25 protein-coding genes are annotated in these 23,159 nt (G+C 49.9%); 21 read left to right on the forward strand and 4 right to left on the reverse strand.

Annotated elements, in window-relative coordinates; all coding sequences use genetic code 11:
- Positions 1–78: 78 nt before the first annotated feature.
- The 5 genes from CHH75_RS15510 to CHH75_RS15530 are packed head-to-tail and all read left to right on the forward strand — an operon-like array spanning position 79 to position 2,786.
- A complete protein-coding gene (locus tag CHH75_RS15510; RefSeq protein ID WP_095267447.1) occupies positions 79–705 on the forward strand; it encodes a TetR/AcrR family transcriptional regulator in 627 nt (208 codons plus the stop codon).
- Complete coding sequence (gene asd, locus CHH75_RS15515; RefSeq protein WP_176475586.1) at positions 702–1,508, forward strand: archaetidylserine decarboxylase; 807 nt, start codon at positions 702–704, stop codon at positions 1,506–1,508. Before CHH75_RS15510 ends, asd begins: the two co-directional genes overlap by 4 nt.
- A 23-nt stretch (positions 1,509–1,531) precedes the next feature.
- Positions 1,532–1,609 carry a hypothetical protein gene (locus CHH75_RS25605; protein WP_413773624.1) on the forward strand — a complete coding sequence of 26 codons (78 nt, stop codon included), beginning with the start codon at positions 1,532–1,534 and terminating at the stop codon, positions 1,607–1,609.
- 35 nt (positions 1,610–1,644) lie between these two features.
- The gene (locus CHH75_RS15525; protein ID WP_095267446.1) at positions 1,645–1,992 is read left to right on the forward strand and encodes a DUF952 domain-containing protein; all 348 of its coding nucleotides are present in this window, start codon (positions 1,645–1,647) and stop codon (positions 1,990–1,992) included.
- A gap of 59 nt (positions 1,993–2,051) precedes the next feature.
- Positions 2,052–2,786 (forward strand): MBL fold metallo-hydrolase, encoded by a 735-nt coding sequence (locus tag CHH75_RS15530; RefSeq protein WP_095267445.1) that lies wholly within the window; start codon positions 2,052–2,054, stop codon positions 2,784–2,786.
- Positions 2,787–3,024: 238 nt separating this feature from the next.
- Here the strand turns inward: CHH75_RS15530 and CHH75_RS15535 are convergent, their stop codons facing one another.
- Together CHH75_RS15535 and CHH75_RS15540 are read right to left on the reverse strand one after the other, a co-directional pair.
- Positions 3,025–3,459 carry a hypothetical protein gene (locus CHH75_RS15535; protein WP_155618385.1) on the reverse strand — a complete coding sequence of 145 codons (435 nt, stop codon included), beginning with the start codon at positions 3,457–3,459 and terminating at the stop codon, positions 3,025–3,027.
- A complete protein-coding gene (locus CHH75_RS15540) occupies positions 3,443–3,916 on the reverse strand; it encodes a MerR family transcriptional regulator (RefSeq protein WP_095267444.1) in 474 nt (157 codons plus the stop codon). Before CHH75_RS15540 ends, CHH75_RS15535 begins: the two co-directional genes overlap by 17 nt.
- Positions 3,917–4,481: 565 nt before the next feature.
- Between CHH75_RS15540 and CHH75_RS15545 the strand changes: the two genes are divergently transcribed.
- From CHH75_RS15545 to CHH75_RS15610, 14 genes are all read left to right on the forward strand, one after another.
- Entirely contained in the window at positions 4,482–4,832 is a 351-nt protein-coding gene (locus tag CHH75_RS15545) for a hypothetical protein (RefSeq protein ID WP_176475587.1), read from the forward strand.
- Between the two features lie 56 nt (positions 4,833–4,888).
- Complete coding sequence (locus CHH75_RS15550) at positions 4,889–5,392, forward strand: DUF2569 domain-containing protein (RefSeq protein ID WP_176475588.1); 504 nt, start codon at positions 4,889–4,891, stop codon at positions 5,390–5,392.
- A gap of 255 nt (positions 5,393–5,647) precedes the next feature.
- A complete protein-coding gene (locus CHH75_RS15555) occupies positions 5,648–7,243 on the forward strand; it encodes a response regulator transcription factor (RefSeq protein ID WP_095267441.1) in 1,596 nt (531 codons plus the stop codon).
- Entirely contained in the window at positions 7,240–9,009 is a 1,770-nt protein-coding gene (locus CHH75_RS15560; RefSeq protein ID WP_095398611.1) for a cache domain-containing sensor histidine kinase, read from the forward strand. The genes CHH75_RS15555 and CHH75_RS15560 overlap by 4 nt, the downstream gene beginning before the upstream one ends.
- Positions 9,010–9,169: 160 nt before the next feature.
- Positions 9,170–10,531: an ABC transporter substrate-binding protein gene (locus CHH75_RS15565; protein ID WP_255223043.1), complete on the forward strand. Its 1,362-nt coding sequence runs from the start codon at positions 9,170–9,172 to the stop codon at positions 10,529–10,531.
- Positions 10,532–10,633: 102 nt separating this feature from the next.
- Entirely contained in the window at positions 10,634–11,521 is an 888-nt protein-coding gene (locus CHH75_RS15570) for a carbohydrate ABC transporter permease (RefSeq protein WP_095267438.1), read from the forward strand.
- Positions 11,522–11,577: 56 nt separating this feature from the next.
- A complete protein-coding gene (locus CHH75_RS15575) occupies positions 11,578–12,348 on the forward strand; it encodes a carbohydrate ABC transporter permease (protein ID WP_095267478.1) in 771 nt (256 codons plus the stop codon).
- Between the two features lie 20 nt (positions 12,349–12,368).
- Complete coding sequence (locus CHH75_RS15580) at positions 12,369–13,253, forward strand: glycoside hydrolase family 43 protein (protein WP_095267437.1); 885 nt, start codon at positions 12,369–12,371, stop codon at positions 13,251–13,253.
- Positions 13,254–13,481: 228 nt separating this feature from the next.
- Positions 13,482–14,594: a VWA domain-containing protein gene (locus CHH75_RS15585; protein ID WP_176475589.1), complete on the forward strand. Its 1,113-nt coding sequence runs from the start codon at positions 13,482–13,484 to the stop codon at positions 14,592–14,594.
- Between the two features lie 111 nt (positions 14,595–14,705).
- A complete protein-coding gene (locus CHH75_RS24905) occupies positions 14,706–15,806 on the forward strand; it encodes a hypothetical protein (protein ID WP_176475590.1) in 1,101 nt (366 codons plus the stop codon).
- A gap of 348 nt (positions 15,807–16,154) precedes the next feature.
- Positions 16,155–16,709, forward strand: a complete 555-nt coding sequence (locus CHH75_RS15595; RefSeq protein WP_095398614.1) for a hypothetical protein — start codon at positions 16,155–16,157, stop codon at positions 16,707–16,709.
- Between the two features lie 22 nt (positions 16,710–16,731).
- Positions 16,732–16,935, forward strand: a complete 204-nt coding sequence (locus CHH75_RS15600; RefSeq protein WP_141235856.1) for a hypothetical protein — start codon at positions 16,732–16,734, stop codon at positions 16,933–16,935.
- Between the two features lie 174 nt (positions 16,936–17,109).
- On the forward strand, positions 17,110–17,568 hold the full coding sequence (locus tag CHH75_RS15605; protein WP_095398615.1) for a DIP1984 family protein: 459 nt from the start codon (positions 17,110–17,112) through the stop codon (positions 17,566–17,568).
- Between the two features lie 420 nt (positions 17,569–17,988).
- Positions 17,989–18,552, forward strand: coding sequence for an MOSC domain-containing protein (locus CHH75_RS15610; protein ID WP_095267431.1), 564 nt, complete (start codon positions 17,989–17,991; stop codon positions 18,550–18,552).
- A 198-nt stretch (positions 18,553–18,750) separates the two neighbouring features.
- Here CHH75_RS15610 and CHH75_RS15615 read toward each other — a convergent pair whose 3' ends face one another.
- Positions 18,751–19,611, reverse strand: coding sequence for a CYTH domain-containing protein (locus CHH75_RS15615; RefSeq protein WP_095267435.1), 861 nt, complete (start codon positions 19,609–19,611; stop codon positions 18,751–18,753).
- Between the two features lie 266 nt (positions 19,612–19,877).
- Complete coding sequence (locus tag CHH75_RS15620) at positions 19,878–20,786, reverse strand: LysR family transcriptional regulator (RefSeq protein WP_095267131.1); 909 nt, start codon at positions 20,784–20,786, stop codon at positions 19,878–19,880.
- Positions 20,787–21,016: 230 nt separating this feature from the next.
- Here CHH75_RS15620 and CHH75_RS15625 point away from each other — a divergent pair, with 230 nt between their 5' ends.
- Positions 21,017–22,042: an ABC transporter ATP-binding protein gene (locus tag CHH75_RS15625; protein ID WP_095267133.1), complete on the forward strand. Its 1,026-nt coding sequence runs from the start codon at positions 21,017–21,019 to the stop codon at positions 22,040–22,042.
- Positions 22,043–22,064: 22 nt separating this feature from the next.
- On the forward strand, positions 22,065–23,159 hold the full coding sequence (locus tag CHH75_RS15630; RefSeq protein ID WP_244908268.1) for an ABC transporter substrate-binding protein: 1,095 nt from the start codon (positions 22,065–22,067) through the stop codon (positions 23,157–23,159).

Raw genomic sequence — 23,159 nt, forward strand, 5'->3', positions numbered from 1 at the left:
ATAATAACACAACGAATGTGATACGTCTATCACATTATTTGTTGTTGTGATATAATGATGAAAAAAGGGGATGTAAACATGCAGAGTGACAAGCGAAATTATCATCATGGAAACTTAAAGGAAACGCTAATTCGAACCTCCCTTGAAATGATTGCTGAACACGGCATTCAAGGTTTTTCCGTGGCCAAGGTCGCCAAAAAAGCAGGAGTTGCGATCAGCGCTCCCTATCGTCATTTTCCCAATCGAGAAAGTTTGCTTGCGGAAACCGGCATCGTTTTTCTTACGGAACTCACGTCGAGAATGCGGACTGCCGCAACCGAAGCAGGTAATGATCCAATTGAGCGTGTGGCTTCTGTAGCTGGCGCCTATGTCCAATATGCACTTGACCATAATGTCAGTTTTCAATTGTTTTCTGCAGCCAGAGAATCTCGGCTACCCGCATTCCATGAACAAAGTCGCGAGATGATCAATTTTCTTTTTACAATAACGCAGGAAGCCGCACCTGAAGCAACATGGAATGAATTGCTCGAGCTTATGGAAGCGCTGCTCGCTCTCGTTCAGGGATTCGCAGATATGTTTTATCAAGGTTATTTCTCTCAGTTGAATTTGACAAAGGATCAGATCTCCAAACGCTCAGCTGTTGCTGCCAAACTGCTTATCAGCGGGTGGAATCAATGCAGGAAGGACGGGGAGCAACCTTTATGATGAGATGGCTGATGCGATCCATGACCGAGCTCGGTTCGCGCAAATGGATTTCCCGTATAACGGGGAAGCTGGCTCAGTCTAGGATCAGTCGGGGGTTTATACCTTCATTCGCTCGAATATATGGAATCCAGATTCAGGAAGCGGAGAAGCCGATTGACGAATACCGCTCCCTGAACGATTTTTTTACGCGGCGGCTAAAGCCCGGAGCGCGCCTTATCGACAACGATCCCGCTGCGCTTGTCAGTCCCGTAGACGCACTGATTATGGGCGCGGGCCCGGTGAAATCAGGCATGATATTTAACATCAAGGGGCAGGACTACGCCATCGAAGAATTGCTGGGCTGTTCTCCCCGGGCAGCCCAATATACCGGGGGCTTCTATCTCGTTCTTTATTTGAGTCCGACTGACTATCACCGGATTCATATCCCTGTCGACGGCACGATCGTCGAGCGTGTGCACATCCAAGGCAAGGTTTACCCGGTGAACGAGTTTGGTCTTCGACACGCGAAGCGGGTGCTGAGCCGCAATGAGCGACTGACAACCTATATCCGCCATTCCGGCGGCGAGATCGCCGTCATCAAGGTAGGCGCTATGAACGTCAGCAGCATCAAATACGTGGAGCCGCTGAATAAGGATGTCGAGAAAGGCCAGGAACTGGCTTATTTCGAATTCGGCTCCACCGTGGTGCTTCTCACCGAGGATCACACATTTACTCTTCGCGGAGATTTGATTCCGGGCAAGAAGGTTCGCATGGGCGAGTCACTTGGCACGTTGAGACAACGGCGGGGAACGGTCTCGGACTAACACTTGTAAAGCGCATCGTCGATTTGTGTGAAGGATCGATTGAGGTAGAAAGCGAGCTTCATCGAGGTTCAATTTTTACAGTCAGGCTGCCTTTGGGCTAAAGACACGGATTATCATTGGTAAAGGGGAAAACCATATGAAAATACTGCATATCACAACACAAGAGAAATGGAAAGAAGCAAAAGACAAAGGGCATTATGATCATGATAGTATAGCCAGTGAAGGGTTTATTCACTGTTCTTCACCGGAACAGGTATTAAAGGTGGCGAACAACTTATATCAAGGACAAGGCAATTTGCTGCTCCTTCTGATTGATGAAGATAAGGTGAACGCAAAAGTGATATGGGAAGATCTTTATAACTTGAATGAACTTTATCCTCACATCTATGGAGTCCTCAATTTAGAGGCAGTAATAAATACGTATGATTTCAAGCCACTAGCGAATGGACTTTTTCAATTACCAGCAGCGTTAAAGGGAGAGTAAAGATAGAATAAGACTGGCAGGCACAACGCACTCGATGTATGTGATAGAGGAGAGAACATATGTATAATTATCGTCTACTAGATATTCAATTTAAATTTAATGGTCAAGAACAAACATTGTGGCCTATCATTATTCATGATGAATCGGACGTAATTCTTGTTGATTGCGGGTATCCTGACTTTTTGCATTTTCTTGAAGAAGCTGTTACACAGAATAATATCACATTTGATACGATTACCAAATTGATTCTGACACATCATGATGTGGATCATGTCGGTTCGGCTGCAGCACTAATAAGAAAATACCCACACATTGAGATTAGTGCATTTGACGCGGAAATTCAGTACATTAACGGCACTAAAAAACCGTTGAGGTTAGTACAAGCAGAGTCAAGTCTTCACGAAATGACAGGAGAAGAAAAACGAAATGCTGAACATTTTATTCACTTCCTCCGGTCAGTCGAACCCGTTCATGTTGATCGAAAGTTACATACTAATGAATATTTACCTTGGTGTGGAGGCATTAAGGTTATACATACGCCAGGTCATACAGAAGGGCATATATCTTTGTATCTACCTGCTAACAAAACACTTATTGCTGGAGATGCCATCGTAATCGAAGATGGAAAACTGAATATTGCTAATCCCCAATATGTATGGGATCTAGATGAAGCAGTTAGATCTGTTCAACGTTTGTTAACTTATGATATTGCGCGAATTGTTTGTTATCATGGGGGACTATTTCAAGGAGATGTGAAGAGCGCACTCCGTCAGCTTATTAAAGAATATATGTGAATGAAATTAAGGATAATTAAGCATGATCATCGATAGAAGGGTCGACACCAGCTAACAATGTGTTCACGGATCGGCGGACAAACCGCTTCGGTCCCGGAGGAAAAGTCGAAGAAATGATTGCCGGGAAACATCCATTCATCCCACACCGTGCGGCTGGTTGAGATCGTGCTAGGTGCACGTTTTGATTGTTGATTTGCAACTAAAGGAAAAACCGCCACATTAGGCGGTTTTTTCTGAACTAGTATCCCGTTAGATTGACCTCCTTACTCTCTTTCTTTATTCTTGTGCCAAGTATAATGAACACGGAATAGATTAAGATGGCAATCGAATCGATTAACGTATTCGTAAGTGCCGACACATCATAAGACGCGGTTACACCGAGAATGACCACTAGACGAATGAGCAGAAGTGACACGATCATCCACGCAGCAAACCGGATCTTAGATTTCTCGCTTTGAAATGACAGGATAATGAATACTATGCCGAAAACCAGATTCTCAGCGGTGATAATGTGCCAGACATACGTAAATGTTATCCGTGTATCCAAGGCGATATCATTCACTAGGAGCGTTGGCAATACAGCGGAATGCCCGTTCCATGCGTGCGTAACAGCAAAAAGTATTGCAAGAACGCCGGCAATCAAACAGTAATAATTCTTAAATCTGATGTCCATCACAATCCTCCTTAGTTATTTCAGGCTCCTTCTTGTGAAGATCCCGGTAAATCTCCCGAGCGAACATTGCCAGCCGCTGGTCACTTTCAGGATTAAAGTCCCTTAGCGTTTTAACTGCTACGTCGAGCAACTGACTGACCTTTTCAAGATGTGTGATTTTCTTGCGTGTTTCTGCTTTCTTGGCATCAAGGAATTCAGTGACCTCCTGGAAATAAGCAGGATCAACACTCTGCATTCTGTGAAACTGAAACTTCCCCTTGATTTCTTCGAGAGAAAAGTCCGCATACTGCATGATTTGAATATTCATCAAATCGACGATGTCGTCCCTAGAATACCTGCGATAAGAATTGTGTCCCCGGGACGGCGATACGACTCCAATACGGTCATAATACCGGAGCGTATCCTTCGGAATACCAAGCATCCGTGAAACCTCAGTTATTGAATATTGTTTTTCCATACATTCACAATAACATTGGAGTTAACTCCAATGTCAACTAGAAGAATTATTGTCGTTATCGAATACCATTGACGCGGTCTTTCTTCTTGATCAGACCGGAAGATTAGGGGCATTTGCTGAAACCGAATTGGCAAGTAGACGAACACAATTCAGCAAATGTCGAAGGAAGTCAGCAGTCATTTGTGGTGTGAATGGCAAATATCCTATTGCTATATGATAATGATCTGATTATCATCATCCATAAGACAGGGCATTTACTGTCCAGCCTGACGAACGATTTGTTTGAAATCGGCGAAGTAGCCACCACGGACTGGAAGATGTGTTTATCGCCTTCATGACATTGATCGGTTCATTTGCGTTCATGCTGTACATAACTTCATATTCATGTCTCTGGGAAATTATCAGCGCATGGTGATATGATTTCAGATTTGAAATTAATTGGCGTTGTGAGGATAGGGGGTGGCAGATCAGAACGATCTGAGGCGGGCCACGTCGTGTATGCGGGAGGGAGAAGGCTCTCCAGCATCAGGCCTATATTGACGTTATCCGCTGCTTGCGTGATGACATGAACAGAAATGACAAGGGAGAGAATCAAATGATCGCCGGGATGTTAATCGCTACATTGATTGTTGTACTGTCCTTTTTTTTAATGCCTTATAGTATCCCTGTCTTTTTCATTATTTTATTCGGACTGGTCTTTAGCACATATCTAAAAACCAGGCAAATGAGTGAGGATATCAAGCAAATCAAAGGCAAGCTGGGACTGCTGAGTGAAGAGGAAAGGACCGATCTAGGGATCCAAGCGTATCGAAGGTTACATCAGGATTCAGAATGGATGTCTAACACCAACCAAGAAATAGAAGAAGAGTTAGAGAAAGATAACGAAAATGGGCGCAGCAACCGAAATAAGAAATGAGTACATAACTGAAAGTGTATAAATCGAACAAATTGACGTTTAAGGAGTGCTGCCTGTTGGAAACAAAGCTTCAAGGAAATCAACCGGGGACTGGAAGATCAGGGGTATCAGGACTCGGGGGCTGGCTTATTCTAGTCCAGATCGGGCTCTATGCCACACTGATAATCGCATTATATGAATTGGTGGTGACTATGCCTGTATTCAGCCCTGAAACATGGAATATGATTACCTCCAAGGAATCCGAGTATTATCATTACTTGTGGGGGCCTGTTATCGTTTATGAAACAGCATATGGCATCATTCTCAGTGCCTTTTGCGTTTTTATTCTCATAGACTTTTATGCCAGAAAAGCGATCGTGCCCAAGCTCATGATCATTTTCTATGGAGGAAGCCTGTTATTGGGCATCTTTGACTATATTCTCGTCATGCAGATCCCATTAGCCAGAGAAGCGGAAGATGGAAGTACTGTTCAAGCTTTAATCAGAGCGGGATTTACCAGCTTGATCTGGATTCCATATTTCCTGAAGTCAGTCCGAGTCAAAAATACATTTGTACGATAATTCAGGTAACAGTGGGTAAACCACCTGTTGTCAGATAAAAGCAATCCACATCTTTCCCATCATAGCCGGACCCGGCGGAGGCCTCCCTCTTGCCTGGTTCGGTTTTTGATTTATGAAATCTAAAAATAGTCCACCTATCCAAAACAAGCGCCCTGTTGATCAGCGGGGATCGTATAATATAATGAAAGTCAAATGGGCCATTGGCTCTGGACAATCCTCGTCGTGGTTAGGCAGAAGTGAACAGGGGGTGGGCGAGTGAAAATAATAGTAGTCGATGATGAGCCAAGACATCTTCGGGGTATGGTTGGGCTGATTCGTGAATTACGACCGAATGCCCAGGTTATGGCCGCGAAGGACGGGATCGCTGCGCTGGAGCAGATCCGGGCAGATTGCCCGGATGCGGTGCTGACGGATATCCGGATGCCCCGCATGGACGGTTTAGCATTCCTGGAGCAGCTGAAAGAAGAGGGCATTTCAACCAAAGTCATTATGGTATCCGCTTACAATCTGTTCGAATATGCGCAGACGGCGGTTCGCCATGGCGCTTACGATTATTTACTGAAGCCGGTCGGGATCGAGAACGTCAAGCATTTGCTAGACCGGATTGAGCTTCAATTGAACAGTGAATCGCATCAGCGCAAGGTAAAGGAAGAGATGAAGCACCAGCTCGTGCGCGCCTCTTCCGCATACCGAAGCCGCCTGTACCTGTCCTGGCTGAACGGGAGTCTGACTCCCTCCGAGCAAGCAGAGATGGATAAGGAGGCGTGGCTGCAGGGCGGGGGGCTCATTATTTATTCCGAACTGAACAACGAAGGGAAGGATGTAGAGACAACAAGCGGGTTGGCCTTCGCCCAATGTCTGGAGCAAAGCTGGTCCCGGCTTGGGGAAGCGATGACGGTTCTCCACAACGGGATTCAGGACCGCCGGATGCATGCGATAACGGTCGTAAGTACGGCTCCGGTTACACGGGAGGCGAAGCAACAGATATGCCAGCTAGCCGATTCCCTTTCCAGGGAAATGTCGGCGGCGGGCCGGCTTGTACACGGGATTGGCCCATATTGCGAGCAGCTGGCTATCGGGGCCCCGCAGGCATATCGGGCAGCTCAAAAGGCCAACGAGCAAAACTTCTTCGAACGCTGGGAGGGGGTGTTTTTTTATGATGAACTCCGCTCTTCCCATCGCCCTGTACCGATCGACACGGATAAGCTCGTTCAGGCGCTGCTGAGCCAAGAGATCCAGATTGTGGTGGATCAATGTAAAAGCGCTTTCGAGCAGCTGGCCGATGATGGATACGCCGCACCGGCGCTAATGAAGGAGCAAGCCTTGCTGCTGCTCATGAGCATGAAAAGCACCCTCCGCGAGCTGGGTGAGCGGCAGGTGAGCGGCCAGCTTGCGCAAGGGGCAGCCGTGCTCGTGCAGGAGTGCGATTCGTATGCGAAGCTGCTTGAGCTGCTCGAAGCGAGCCTCCAGGAAGCGCATAGCACGCTTGCGCAGACCCAGCAGGACAAACACGAAATTGTTGTGGCCAACTGCTTGCGATGGATAGAAGACAATATGAAGGAGGAGCTGACGCTTGAGCGGGCGGCTGCGCATTTTTTCTTTAATCCGTCGTATTTCAGCACCTTCATTAAAAATAAGACGGGACGCACCTTCTCCGAGCATGTCACGGCCGTCCGGATGAGGCGCGCCAAGGAGCTGCTCGCTGACCATCGTCTTCGAATCTACGATATCTCCGCGGAATGCGGCTACCAGGATACGAAATACTTCTGCCGAGTATTCAAGAAATATTACGGCATATCGCCAGAAGCGTATAAGCATACATCTCTACCGGAAAGGAACAGCAAGCGATGACAACGTTTCGCTCTCGAATTTTGGCAAGTTATATTTTCCTGGTTGCTATTCCGCTAATTGTGCTGGGGCTCTTGTACTACCGAACAAGTCTGCAGGTTGTTACGGAGCAAGCGCAGCGGAATGTGTATGAGATCGTGAAGAAGAACAATGCGATTATGGACATGAAGCTCGGCATGATCGAGCAGAACAGCATGGCGCTGTTCGTGGATAAGGATTTATTTCAAATATTCAATCAATTGGACCCGAAGAACCAAGCGGATATTTTCGAAGCGGATCGTCAGGTCTCGTCAGTCCTTAGAAAATATTTCTCTTTAAATGAGGATGTCTATGCTTACCAGCTTTGGACATCCTATTTCAATTTTGGGCAAAGGCTGCCGCAAGGCGACCCTACGCAGTCGGATATATACCACAAGGCGCAGCAGGCCGGCGGCAAAATTGTGTGGTATCCCACCTATGATTTCGTGGACATGTTCAATCAGCCTTATCTGCAGGATGGCCGGCTGGAGTTTCGTCATTTATTCTCGGCGACGCGGCTGCTGGATTTCTCCCATCTGAATGATACAACGCTTGAGAAAATGGATGCGGATGTGGAGCGCCCGGTGCTTACGATCAGCTTCAAGTCGGATGCGCTGAACGCCTTGTATGAAGAGAGCTTTCCTGATAGCTCAAGCTATCTGGTTGTAGACGAGCATTATCGAGTGGTAGCCGGCAGCAATCCGGATCTGGTAACGACGGTGTACAGACAGGATTGGCTGGAGGAGCTGCAGCTGGAGAACAGCGGAACGCTGCGAATAAAGCTGGATGGAGAGGCTGTCATCGTATGTTTCGACCGCTCCGCTGTCACCGGCTGGTTGTCGGTCGTGTGGATTCCGGAGTCGGCGCTGGTCAGCAGCCTCGTGCCTGTAATCCAGACGTCAAGCTTGCTGATTGCGGTCATCATGGGCATTATGGCCATGGTGTTTGCTTATTTTATCGCGGATCGAATCACGAAACCGATGAAGAAGCTGCTGAGCGCCATGCGATCGGTAGGGGAGGGTGACTTTCAGACCCAGATTACGATGCGCACGAATGATGAGTTCGGCATATTGCTGCAGCGCTTCAATCGCATGAATGAACAAATCCGCTATCTTGTCACAGAGAATTATGAAATCAAGCTGAAGGAGCAGGAGGCGGAAATTCAGGCGCTTACGATGCAGATCAATCCCCACTTCCTCTACAACACCTTGAACGTGATGAACTGGATGGCCATCGAGAGCAGGCAGGATGAGCTGAGCCGAATGCTTGCTTGTCTATCCAACATGCTGCACTACACGTCGCGCAAGCACTGGGGAGCCGTGTCGCTGTCGGAGGAAACCGAATGGATGAGCAACTATTTTTACATTATGGCTGTTCGTTTTGAAGACCGTTTCACCGTCAGATATGAGATCGACCCGCGGTTATACGATTATAAAGTGCCTCGGCTGCTGTTTCAGCCCTTTGTTGAAAATGCTATACTGCACGGCTTTGACCAGACCGAAACTGGCGGGCTGATCAGCATTCGCGGCTGGATCGAAGGGGATTTACGGTATTACGAGATTGCCGACAATGGCCGGGGAATGAGTCCTGAGACGGTCAACGCGATTATGTACAGCGAATCTTCCTCCGTGGGGATCAAAAATACGATTGACCGTATCCGGCTCATGTATGGCGAGGAGTACGGGATTACGATCCGTTCCATGCCCGGCAAGGGGACGAGCGTCCTGATCAAGCTGCCGCTGCTTTCCTAATATTAGTCCACCATTCCAAAGAGTTTCGGGTTATGTAAGCGCTATCCGCCATCTATAATCAAACTATATCATAGACTGCAGCTATGAACTAAAAAGAAGCAATCGAGAGGGGTTCGGCAAAATGAAAAGGTCCAACAAATCGATCGTGGTTCTCTTCGCTATGATGCTTATGCTTGTCAGCGTATTGTCAGCCTGCGTGAGGTCCGATTCAGGCAGCAGCCAGTCTTCTTCGAATTCGGACGGAAGCGGTTCCAAAGATAAGATTACGCTGCGCATGACCGTATGGGGTGCACCGGAAGAAGTGGACGCATACAAGTTCGGAATCCAGCGTTTTGAAGAGAAACATCCGCATATAAAGGTCGAATTGCAGCACATCGCCGCTGACTATGACACCAAGCTGACGACGATGGTTGCTGGTAACGACGTTCCTGATATCGCCATGATGGAATCAGGCAGTATTGCCTATCCGCTTGCTGAGCAGGGCAAGTTTCTGAATCTGCAACAGTTCCTGGATAATGATCCGGATATCAACGTGGACAGCTTCGTCCCGAACATTACGTATTCGCTTGAACCGGGCAACGTGATCGGTATCGGGCCAGGGCCGGAGTCCTTCGTTCTGTTCTATAACGAGGACATCTTCAAGGAAGCGGGCGTTGCCCCTCCGCCAACCAAGGTATCGGAAGCCTGGACATGGGATGAATTTGTAGAAGTGGCCAAGAAGCTGACGATTGATACGAAAGGCCGGACAGCCAATGATCCGGACTTCGATCCGAAGAATATCAAGCAATATGGCGTAAGTGTCTCCACCTGGTGGGGCGTATACAGCAACTTTATTTACTCCAACGGCGGGGACTTTGTGTCTGAGGACGGCACGCGCTTCACGCTGAACGAACCCGCTGCAGTAGATGCGCTTCAGAAAATGTCGGATCTGATGAACGTGCATCATGTCGCGCCGTCACCGGTGCAAGCCAAGAACATTCCGGCTACGAACGTAGCGCTGCAAACGAAGAAGGTTGCAATGGTCATTGACGGCCAATGGGCAAGCGCAGGGCTGGCACAGTCCAAATTCAACTTTAACGTCGGGGTGATGCCTGTTCTGGAAGAACCGGTGACCACGGTTGTATGTGCGATGTTCTCGATATTCGAGTCCACCGAGCATCCGCAAGAGGCGTGGGAGCTGATGAAAGCGCTGATCGATCCGGAAGCCTCGCTAGAGATGATTACGAGCGGCACCTGGATGCCGTCTTATAAAGATTGGTACACTGAGCCGGAACTGTTGGCCAGATGGACAGAGAATCTGGATGCGCGGCCATCGGGGTATAAAGAAGCTGTCGTTGACGTGATTTTGGCCCATGGCCATCAGACGCCTACCGGCTACGTGAAGAACTTTAACAAGATTATGGACATTGTGAACCCTGCCTTGGATAAAGTATGGCTTGGACAGCAAACCGCGCAGGAAGCGATGGATTCTATCGCCGCCAAAGCGCAGGAGCAAGTGCAGGGACGCCGGGACGTCAAGTAAGGCGAGTAAGGCAAGCAGCCAAGAGACTTAGGGAGTTACGATTAGGGGGGACGGCATTCTGTTCACAGACCGTCCTCTTCTCATTCGGGATAGGAGGCATAGATGCGCAAGGGACTCTGGTACGGATTGCTGTTCACGGCACCGGCCATACTCGGTTTTCTGATATTCACCTTGGGGCCGATGGTCGCCAGCCTAGTGCTCAGTTTAACGGACTACAATGTATTTAAAGATCAAACTTCGTTTGTCGGCTTTGCCAACTATGCAAAGCTGTTCTCCGGAGAAGATGATCTGTTCTATAAATCTTTAGGAGTTACGTTCTATTTTGTGCTTCTGCGTGTGCCGGCGGTCATCATCATTTCGTTCGCCGTCGCGCTATTGCTCAACATGAACGTGAAGGGAAGAGCGGTCTTCCGTACGATTATATACCTTCCGAGCATTGTGCCGGCCGTCGCGTCAGCGATGATCTGGATGTGGCTCATGAACCCGGATCTGGGGCTGCTGAATTCGATGCTGGAGTGGCTGAATCTGCCGACAAGCAACTGGCTGTACTCGGAGGGCAGTGTTATTCCTTCGGTCGTATTGACAACGCTGTGGGGGATCGGAAGCACGGTTATTATTTTTCTGGCGGGTCTTGCCGGCATTCCTCAGTCGTACTATGAAGCGATTGAAGTGGACGGCGGAGGTTGGTTCAGCAAGCTGCGCCAAATTACGATACCGATGATTACGCCAACGCTGTTCTTTAATGCGATCATGACGTTGATCAACTCATTCCAGGTCTTTAATGAGGCTTATATTTTAACCCAGGGAGGGCCTAATAACCAAAGCTTGTTCTATGTATTCTATCTGTGGAGAACCGGGTTCAGGGACACCGAGATGGGGTATGCATCCGCTCTGGCGTGGGTATTGTTCGTGATTATTATGATATTTACTTATATCGTCTTTAAAACCTCCAAGTCTTGGGTGTATTATGAAGGAGGGGAGCGCCCGTGAGACAATCGAAGCTAGCGCTTGCCGGAGGGTACGCGGCTCTTATCGTCATTTCGGCTATGTTTATTATTCCTTTTGTATGGCTGGTGCGCAGCTCGCTGATGGATTTATCGCAAATCTTTACGATGCCGCCCGAATGGATTCCGAAGCCATTTCAGTGGGGGAATTTTCACAGAGCTCTTACCGCGCTGCCTTTTGACGTCTTTTTCACCAATACGATGATCATCGTCGTAAGCGTTCTCGTGGGAACGGTCATCACGAGCAGCATTGCCGCCTTCGGATTTTCGCGGATTTCCTGGAAGGGGCGGGACACGGTGTTCGCCATTTTGATGACGAGCATGATGCTGCCATTTGCTGTGACGATGATTCCAAGCTTTCTCGGATGGCAAATGCTCGGTTTCTACGATACGTTCTATCCGCTGATAGTGCCCGCCTATTTTGGCGGCGGCATCTTTAATATTTTTCTGCTGCGGCAGTTCTATTTAACGATTCCGAGAGATTTCGACGAGGCGGCTTTTGTGGACGGTGCTTCCTATTTCCAGATTTACAGCAAAATTATTTTTCCTCTTAGCCGGTCGGCGCTGATTGTCGTTGCACTGTTCAGCTTCCTGGGTTCCTGGAATGATTTCATGGGACCGCTCATTTATTTGAAGAGCGACAGGCTGTTCACGCTGGCCCTGGGCCTGCAGATGTTCCAGGGCACGTATACGGCCCAGTGGGATCTTCTGATGGCTGCTTCGGCGATGGTGGTGATTCCTTGCGTGATCGTATTTCTGGTCGGGCAGCGCTACTTCCTAGAAGGCATTACGTTGACCGGGCTGAAGGGATAAGAAAGGAAGGGGACGTGTAGTTGAATATTAAGAACCCGATCATACCTGGCTGGTATGCAGATCCTGAGGCCCGGACGTATGAGGGGAAGCATTGGATTTATGCGACCCGCTCATACACGGAATACACGCAGCAGATGAATCTGGATGCGTTCAGCTCAGATGATCTTATTCACTGGGAGAAGCATGAAGGCATTATCGATATGGCGGATTTTCCGTGGATATGGCGGGCTGTATGGGCTCCGACCCACATCGAGCATAACGGTAAATATTATCTCGTCTTTGCGTCGAACGACATTCAGTCCGATGATGAAATCGGCGGGCTGGAGATCGCGGTGGCGGACCGTCCGGAAGGGCCGTACAAAGGTTATCTGGGCAAACCGCTGGTGGATAGATTCATTCACAAGGCGCAGCCGATCGACGCGCATTTGTTCAAGGACGAGGACGGAACGATCTATCTGTACTACGGAGGGTGGGGGCACTGCAATGTCGCCCGCATGAACGAGGATATGACGGGATTTGTTCCGCTTACGGAGGACAGCGATGAGGTGTTCCGGTCGATCACGCCGGAAGGGTATGTCGAAGGCCCTTGTATGATTAAGAAGGACGATTTGTATTACTTAATGTGGTCGATGGGCGGATGGACGAACGGAACATATCGTGTAGCCTATGGCGTAAGTGACAATCCCCTCGGCCCATTCGAGAATAAAGGCACGATTCTGGAAAGACAGGAGCCGCTTGCCGAAGGCCCTGGCCACCACGGTTATTTGCATTTGCCGGATACCGACGAATGGCTGATCGTCTACCATCGCCGGATCATCGGGGACACCGAGCCGGGTCACCGCCAGCTCTGCATCGACCGGATGCAGATTGGTGGCGGCAAGATTGAGAAAGTGGTTATGACTTGAAGATTGCGCATAAGCCGCCCGTTAAGGGCGGTTTTTTTTTGTTAACCGTGTAGAATTGATACATGTTCGGATGGCGTTCTTTCGAGTGTTTCATAGGCGGGTGTATATTTATGGTAAAAATGAGCAGGTAACCCAACTCGTGAAGATGTCTTATTACATAAGATGCCTATTATAAGGCCTAATGACCGGCAAATAAGGACAATATCAGAGAAAGGAGGACTGCATGCCGTGCTAAATATTGAAAAAACAGCGAGTAGCAATCCCAATAATCCCTGTACCTTTACCGTAACGCTGTCGGCTGAGGGCAGCTCGATCCTGACCGGAATACCTCTTTATCTCGTGTTTGTCGTCGATGCTACCTCTTCCATGGGGACACAGGATATTAACAACAACACGGCCACTCGTTTTCAGGTGACGGCACAAGCGATACAAGGATTTCTGGATATCATATTCTCGGAGGAGTATGCGGCCATTGAGAAAAATATCGCGCTCGTCACCTTCGGCAACGGAGCCCGTGTGCATGTCACCCAAGCCGATGGCCAAGGCCAATTCAGCGGCTTGGTCAACCCCGCTCCTTCGACGCTGCCGGCCGGCGGCGGTGCGCCCGTCGAGGATTATTATATCGGCGCCAATGCATACAGCCCTTCACAAGCAGCAACCGCACTCGCCAATTTCCAGAGCGTGGCGGATAAAACGGAATTTTTCTATCAGGATGAGAATGATATTCTTTCCATGGTCAACAACATCAGCCGCTACAGCAATACCAATGCACAATCGGGGCTGCTGCTCGCAAACGAGCTGCTGGAGGGTGTTCCGGAGCATGCCCATAAGCTGATCATCTTCATCACGGATGGGGAAAGCGCGGCATCTTCTACTTTCTATGCTTATTACAATGAAGCGAATATCCCGGCCCACATCCATGCCGCTTCGCTTGTTCAGGAAGGGGCGCTTTTGTACGCTGTGTATAACGGGATTCAGGCGCTTGTGACGAGTGAAGACCTGGTTCGGGAGGGGATCGACCCGGACAATTATGATCCTGCCACATTTACACCGCTGCAAATCGTCAGACTGAAATTGCGTGCCTTGAGCAGAAGTGTGGAATTTTTCGAAGCGACTGCAGGCCAGTTAACGGTCAATCCTTTTGCCGGGGAATGGCATAACTTTGACGGAAGAAATGCGGACAATATCACACGCGTACCTTCCGTTCCCAATATGCTGGATGATGTGACGCTGAATGGGTATTACTGGTCCAACGGGCGGATCGGCTTCGCTGCGAATTATTATTACTACGAGCAGAGCCCCTTTTTCGCCAAGGTCAACGGAATATGGCAGTATTCCTAGTCGGCCTCGGGGGTGCCGCTTGAGCCTGTATATACGGATCCATTTTTTCCGCAGAGCATTGTGGGCCAGTCGCTGGATACCGTGACGTATGATAACTCTGAGACCGAACTTATGATTTTTGCTACGGACCAAAAAATTCCTCAGACCCGCCAGATCGATTATTACGAGTTAACCAGCCGCAACGTGTACGCAAGCAATGCTGCGAAGCGCTTCATGATTGCTGCGGCGGATGCCGCACGTGCGAATGGCATTGTCATCAATACGATTGGGATCGGCGGGGCAGTCCGGCTGCCCGAATATTTGGACCAAACGGCTTCCTCTGGCCAGGCTTACATCGTTCCGCGTGATATTAGCAACGCGCAGGTTGCGTTGCGCGATGAAATGGTGGCGTCCGCCAGACAAATATACACCATTACTGAAAATGTAGTCATCACCGATCGTGTTCCTCGTCGTTCATCACCATACACGATTCAAAATGACGGGACTTTCGAGCTGGATCTAACCTCGTTCCGGGTCGCTTATGTCCAAACGCCCGCCAGTCCGGTCATCTATCAGCCTGTCGATATTAACAGCAGCGATGTTGTATCCGTATCATTTCAACCCAACAGCTATGACATTGCTTTTGCCGTGGGGGACCTGTGGTCAGCGGAAGCGGCGGCAGCGGGGGAAGGCAGATACTACAGAAGCATCCTGCAATTTCAACTCGCGGCAAACCAGGGTGTCATTTCGAATAATAGGATAGGGATTCCAGATATGAGGACGAATCTGAATGCGGCTGCCATCTGGACGGAGGCAGGACTGGTCATGAGTCAATCCTTCCCGCCGGCATCTGTGTATATCCCCGAAACATGCAGCATATTTCCGCCCGTTCCCCCAGCCCCGCCTGTTCCCCCAGGACCGCCGGGCGCTCCGCCAGTGATTCCTCCCGGCCCGCCTGGACCCGCGGGACCGCCGGAATCTCCCGAAATTCCAGGTCCGGGTGAAGCACGATCACCCGAAACCGGAGTTGCGGCTAGCCCGCCAGCACATTCGGAGCTACAGAGGCGCCTGCGGCGGAGAAGGAAACGTAAGCGGTACCGGGTCCGGCGCAAACGCAGTATATGCAAAGCCAGACGCAAGCTGAAGATGAAGCGGGGCAACCGTAAAGTGAATCCGTGCCAAGCCAGGCGCAAGTACAAAATCGATCGCCAAGCGATAGACGGTGGTGAATAGAGGAGCGGTTGACCTGAATCCGGCTCAACCCGCCCCGCCCTGGATCTCAAGCAGCCCCAACCTTGATCAGGTGGGGCTGTTCCAACTTGCGAAACGGCAAGGAATAAGCTGCAATATAGGCCGCGGTCACTCCCGAAGTGAAGACGTGTTATTTTACACTTTTCATCCATCGCGGTTCGTTATACTCTTATAAGAGGAGACAACAGGAACCGGAGATAAATCTATCCAATTCATAGTTGTCCCAATTTATTGCGCGTTAGGGTGCATCACAGCTTGCGGCTGGGTCCCTTTGGCTGGGCCCCTTTACCTTTACAGGAGACCGGGTTGATATGAGCAAAGGAGATGGATATGGGCCACTTTGAATTGAAAATTGTGAATCAGCATTTCCTGACTCAAGAACTTGAGGAGCCCTGCTCCCACGGTCCGATTTACTTAAAGGTGAATGATGTGATGATTTCAAGCGAGGACGACGGTGACTGGGTCATTAATGAAGCCGCCCTTGCTCTAATGCGGACGGTAAGGTACGGATTCCCCAATCCTCTAGCGGCCCCGCCGAGGTACTATCCGGAAGGAATCAAAGAGGAAACATTGATTAATTGCTGCGGTGCGTACATGCTCTTCTGCTCTTCGTACATCAAGTGGAATGTGACGCTGAACGGGAATGAAGTGACGTTGAGCCACTTTGTTAAAAATGATCATGTGGATTACAGAGATCTTGCCGTTACACTGCCACTCGCTGAATATGCCACCATCGTGTATGCGTTTGCCGAGCAGGCATCTGATTTTTATATCGGCAAGGATGTGGACGCGGGCGGCATGGAGCTGTTTGAAGGACAGTATGGACAATTTTGGCAGGAATTTGAAGAGCATATGAAGTATATTAAGGAGAAGTACATATTATAGACGGATGCAGGGAAGGGGAGCTATGAGGGATAAACAAGATAAAAAGCTGACGCTCATACTCTCAAGCTTTCTTTTTCTCGTGTTTCTGATCAGCAATGTGATTCGCTATTTTGAGATCGGGAGCTTGAGCATGGTTACGGTCGTTTGTAATGTGGCAGCGCTCGTGCTGGTGGTGGTTAGCTCTAGGGTGTACAGACGAGCGAAGGGGCGGCGGATGGAGCGATGAAGGTTTTTGTAAGGAAGCAGTGGGCGAGTTCCGGAAAACGAACATAAGATCCAGACGAATGTTTGAAAAAATAGGCTTCAGGGAAATCGGCAGCGGCGCCTGTGAACATGACGTGGGAGAGGCGCCTAAACTTATTCGTTATCAGTATCGGTATACCTAAGGAGGTACAGTTCGATGAAACTTGCAGAAGCTTTAGTGTTGCGTGTGGATTGTCAGCGGAAAATTTCGCAGCTGAGAGAGCGGCTTTCACGTGTTGTCAAAGTCCAAGAAGGGGATGAGCCTGCCGAGAAGCCTGAATTGCTGCTTCAAGAGCTGAATGAGACGATAAATCAATTAACGGTATTAATTATGTCCATCAACAAAACAAATTCGCTCACCCCATTTGATGAAAACAGAACCATTGCAGACGTCTTAGCGGAACGGGACAGTGTGATGCAAAAGCGAAAGATCCTCGATGAATTACTGGAGCATGCGTCCATCCGCCAGGATCGATACAGCCGCTCTGAGGTAAGGTACCAGGCCACCGTAGACATTCCAAAAATCCAAAGCGAGATTGATCGTTTATCGAAGGAATACCGGGAGCTGGATTTTAAAATCCAGGAAAAGAACTGGACCGTTAATCTGGTTGAATAGTTAAGCTGGTAAACAATTTATAGAGGTGAACACAACCCTACCAATAGGGAAAATTGGACCTCCGAATCGTTGGACGCAGGGCCATGTCTGACACTATTAAAGTTAGCCCGGTACTGTAACAAGATTGCGATTCAGCATGTAAGTACAGTGTATTCTTAAATGTAACTACCGTGTGTTGGCTATAAATTGTTGAGGGTGGGCAAGGGGTTTAGCTTAACTCAACGCAGAACAAGGGATGCCTGATTTGCAGGCATCCTTTTTTGCTGATGGCAGCACCGCTGCGGGTAAGGGCACTTAGTGTCCAACCATAGATATACGCCGGGGACTGCAAGGTTGTTATGAATCCACATATAATGGAGTTAAAGAAGACTTTGGTTGTAGTGGTGGACGTGCTTTTTCATGGAATGGAGGTGCAATATCATGATGACAAGCCTTGTTTCTCAAGTCGGAGAAGTGATGTCAGTCAGTCGAAGTGCAACACATACTTTTAGCAAAGAGGTAGTAACGACGATCCACTTACTTGCTGGTCTGGGAGTGGAAGGTGATGCCCACATGGGAGGGACTGTGAAGCATCGTTCACGAGTGGCGCAAAACCCGGATCAACCGAACCTGCGGCAAGTGCACTTAATTCATTCGGAGTTATTCGACGAAGTAGGGAGGGCTGGTTTTCACGTTGAGCCCGGGCAAATGGGTGAGAACATAACGACCCGCGGGATTCATTTGCTTGATTTGCCAACAGGGTCAAAGCTGTATATTGGCGAATCCGCGGTTATTGAAATCACAGGACTGCGCAATCCTTGTGCTCAGATCGACAACTTTCAGCCAGGACTGTTGAGTGCCGTTTTAGATAAAGACGCGGATGGGAAGCTTGTTCGAAAGGCTGGCGTCATGGCTATCGTGCTAGTTGGGGGAGAAATACGAGCAGGGGATCCCATCCGAGTTGAGCTCCCGCCTGAACCATTTCGGCCGCTAGAACGAGTGTAAGATAGGCATCCAAGTGAGGGGCAAAAAAACGTGCTGCTATGAAGCAAGTTCAGCCTGTGTTCACTCCCTTTGGCGGCCATGTATGTCAACTGAAAAATGAATTCTGTCAAAATGATATAGAGGCTGTCCGCTAAGGGACAGCCTCTATGATTTACTGCATGCAGACATGACCGCGAAGTCAGTATTCCTCGCCGATCATTAATACCGCTCGAGGATCAGTTGGGTCTTCAAGTCGTCGCCAGGCAGCAGCCAGCCGTTAGACTCGAGCAGCTCCAGCAACTCGGCACGAAGACGGGTTGCTACATTGCGATCAGCAGTTTTAAAGGAAACCTCGATGAAATCCTCGGTACCTGTACCGCTGCTGTTGCGAATCGGCCATACTTCGAGAGTCATCTTCACCCCTTGCCATTGCCCCTCGTAACGGTCGAATACCACCGGTCCATAAGAGCGGGACTGAGACAGCATTTGCTTGCCCCAGTTTGGAGCAGACCATTTATTGAGCTTGCCAGGCAGCTTGTCCAACAGATGGGAGAGCATCACTTGTTCGGATGGCAGCTGAGGACCCGCCATATTGACGCTGACTTTCTTCTCGTTGGAGAAGCTGAGAGTTTGCCGGCTGTAGCCCCAGTCGATTTCAGCCTCGTAATTGTCATCGGAGGAATCAAAGCCCTCTTTGTTCGCCAAAGTCAGCGCAGCATCAATGTCTCCGTTGATGATCGGATACCGCTTTTTGAAAGTCAATTCGTAGTTGTTCTTATCTGCTTTCTTGCGGAAACGAACATTCCAGCCTTGTTCATTCAGGGCAAGATCATCGGTATCGAAATAGGCAACACCAATTGCCAGTGGCGTTGAAGAGACGCCCAGCTGTTGAATGACTTCCGGGCGAACCTGCCGGTCCGGGGTTAATACCGCTTCTGGTCTTGCGCTGAATTTCACCTCATACGAAGGCACCGCATTCGGTGCGGCTGATACAGACTCGAGTCCTGTACCTGCGAGCACGCTTCCCCATGCCGTGACACCAACGATCGCTGCCAGCGTCATGCGTTTCCATGTTTTCATCATTATCCACCACTCCTTTGAATTATTGAATACATGTTCACTGTAAAGGTGAAGTACAAGACCGCTGTTAAAAGGAAGGGGGAAATGCATCAAATTTCCATAGAATTTTTGAATGGCATACTCCAATTATTGTTAATCTCGGACTTGGCAGGAATGGTGCCCAAGATGCTGCCGGAAGTCCGGGGAGCTCGGGGAGTCCGGGAAGTTCGGGAACTTCAGGAAGCTCAGAGCGTATGGGCATCTCCCCGTAGACTTGTCCCCTCTCGCTACAGCATTCCCTGCTCTGCCTGCGCTCCTGCCTCTCTCAACACCTCGCGGAAACGGCTCATCTGTACGGAAGGCAGCCGATCCGCATTATACACGCTGTAGATATGCCGGAACGCCTGATGCCCCGGGATCGGCAGGATATGCATCCAGCCTTGTTCTTCTTCCCGCCGCACGGCCATCCTTGACATGAAGGAAATATGGTGGCCTAACAGCACCAGCTGCTTAATGGCCTCCAGGGAATCGAGCTCAACCGTGCTGCGCAGCCGAACGCCGTGGCGCTCCACCCATTGATCTGTCAGCTGCCGGGTGCTTGATTCCGTTCCATGAAGTGCGAACGGGGTGCGGGCAATCTGATCAGGTTCCAGCGCTTCCGCTTTGGCTAATGGATGATCGGCCGCACAGACGAGCACCAGATCATCGGAACATAGCGATTCGGCCAGCAGGCTCTGACCCGTAAAGGGTTCCGACGAGATAATGCCCAGATCAATCTGATGGCGGATCAGCATATCGCGGATTACGGGCGAGGGCTTGACGGACAAGGAGATGCGAATGCCGGGGAACTCCTGGGAAAAAGCGTTCAGGATACGCGGAAGCAAGTAGGTCGCCGGCACATAGCTGGCCCCGATGTTCAGCGTGCCGCGGTACAGGCTGTCATATTCCCGGACGACACGCTTGGATTCTTTGGCAAGGGCGTTCATTTTGACAGCATAATGCAGCAAAGCTTGTCCCGCCTCGGTCAGAAAGGTTTTGCCATTACGGGATTCGAACAGCTTCACCTGCATTTCCTCCTCGAGCGATTTCATATGAAATGTCACCGTCGGCTGCTTAATCCCTAGAATGTCCGCAACACTGGTCATATTATGATGGCGGTCGATCAGCTCCACAATCTTCAGTTTCATCAGATTCATCTTTCCACTCTCCCCATGTTCTAGATATGTAGTTGAGCAAGCCGAATTGGACAGGAGTACCAGGTATTCATTTTGTTCAACTTAAATAGATGTCTCACTATAGATTTACTCTATGAATATCAACAGAATTCAAACAAAAAGTTAATTCCGCGTTTACATAAGTCTAATACAATACTTGAACGGAACCGTTACACTGAAATCAGCTTAAAAAGAACAGGCAGGGGATCAAAATGGAGATCGAAATCAAAGGGATCCATAAATCGTTTGCAGGCACGCCTGCGCTGCTGCCGACAGATCTGAAACTGCGGCAGGGCGAATTCACAACCTTGCTGGGGCCTTCCGGCTGCGGCAAGACCACCCTCCTGCGCATGATTGCAGGGCTGGAGCAGCCCGATGGCGGAGAGATTTATTCCGCCGGCAAGTGCATTTACTCCGCGAGCAAGCGAACGGATGTGCCTGCACATAAGCGGCAATTCGGGATGGTGTTCCAGGATTTTGCACTGTGGCCGCATATGACCGTCTTCGAGAATGTCGCCTTCGGCCTGAAAGCCGCAAAGCAGCACAGCGGCCTCAAGGAGAAAGTGACCGAAGCGCTGGCCATGGTCCGGCTGCAGGGAATGGAAGACCGCTATCCCCATCAGCTGTCCGGCGGACAGCAGCAGCGGGTCGCATTTGCCAGAGCGGTCGCAATTCGCCCGGCGCTGGTGCTGTTTGATGAACCGCTCAGCGCGCTTGATGCGGTGCTGCGGGAGGAAATGCGGGTGGAGATGATGTCGCTGGTGAAGGACATGGGCTTAACGGCGCTGTATGTTACCCATGATCAGATCGAGGCGATGTCCATGTCCGATGAAATCGTCGTGATGCGCAAGGGGGAAGTGCTGCAGCGAGGGACTCCGGAATCGATATATAAAGCGCCGAGTCATCCTTTTGTCGCTTCGTTCATCGGCAAGTCGAACTGGCTGGAGCCGGAGCGGGCGATGGTTCGTCCGGAGCAGGTGAAGTGGAGCCGAACCTCAGATGATGACAGAAGTTATGCGGCAACCGTACGTCATGTCAGTTATGTTGGTGAGCGGTATGAGATCCGGCTTCAGGTGGACGGGCTGGATGAATGGACGGTTTACTCGTCGAAGCGAGCAACCGTTCAGGAGCGTGTGGAGCTGTATGTTTCCCCGGAATCCATATGCTGGATGCAGGGAGCAGATATTTCTTCAGCAGTGCAACAACAACCAAACCTGGAGCCTTTAGCTTTAGGTTAACTAATAAAGGGAGATGGTCTAAATGAAAAAGATGGCTTTTCGTAAAAAAGGAACGTTATTGCTGCTGGCATCCGTCATGAGCATCAGCCTGTTCGGCTGCGGCAACGCAACAAGCAACAGCCAAACGATCGAGCCGGCGAACACCGGACAAGCGGCGCCGGAGGAAACGGCAACTCAAGAAGCACCTCAGGAAACCGGAAATGCGTTGGGCGGCAAACTGGTGCTGTACAGTGCCGGTCCACAGAAGCTGGCGGACAACCTGATCAGCGGTTTTGAAGCTCAAACGGGCGTGAAAGTTGAAATGTTCCAAGGGACCACAGGCAAAATCCTGGCTCGCCTGGAAGCAGAGAAAGGAAATCCGGTAGCGGACGTTGTCATCCTGGCTTCCCTTCCTTCGGCCCAATCGCTGAAAGCGGAAGGACTTACAATGGCCTATCCGGATGCCGTGAACAGCGACAAGCTGAACACAGAATGGTCGGATGCGGACGGTCACTATTTCAGCACTAGCGCATCGGCGCTCGGCATTGTCTACAACACGAACCTGGTATCGAATCCGCCTCAAAGCTGGAGCGATCTGGAGCTTCCGGAGTGGAAGGATTCCGTGAACATCCCTGACCCAACGCTGTCCGGTTCTGCCCTTGACTTTATTACAGGCTATCTGAGCGTAAAGGGTGAAGGAGGATGGTCGCTGTTCGAGAACTACAAAGCGAATGGTGTAGCTATGGCCGGCGCAAACCAGGAGGCGCTTGATCCCGTCATTACCGGTGCGAAAAGCATCGTTGCCGCAGGTGTGGATTACATGACTTACTCTGCCAAAGTCAAAGGCGAGCCGGTAGACATCGTATACCCGGCAGAAGGAACGGTCGTGAGCCCTAGACCGGCAGCCATTCTGAACTCCAGCCAGAACGTCGACAACGCGAAGGCATTTATTGACTACCTGCTGTCTGATGAAGCACAGAAGCTTGTCGCTGAAGCATACCTGATTCCAGGTCGCGAGGACGTGGAAGCGGAAGGACGCACGAACCTGAAGGATATCCCGCTTCTGCCTGTAGACTGGGCATGGATGAACGATCATGGGGATGAGACGGCAGCCCGTTTCTCCGAGGTGTTCAAGTAA

Origin of the sequence: Paenibacillus sp. 7541 (genome assembly GCF_002276395.1) — a bacterium.
Taxonomy (GTDB): Bacteria; Bacillota; Bacilli; order Paenibacillales; family Paenibacillaceae; genus Paenibacillus_AQ; species Paenibacillus_AQ campinasensis.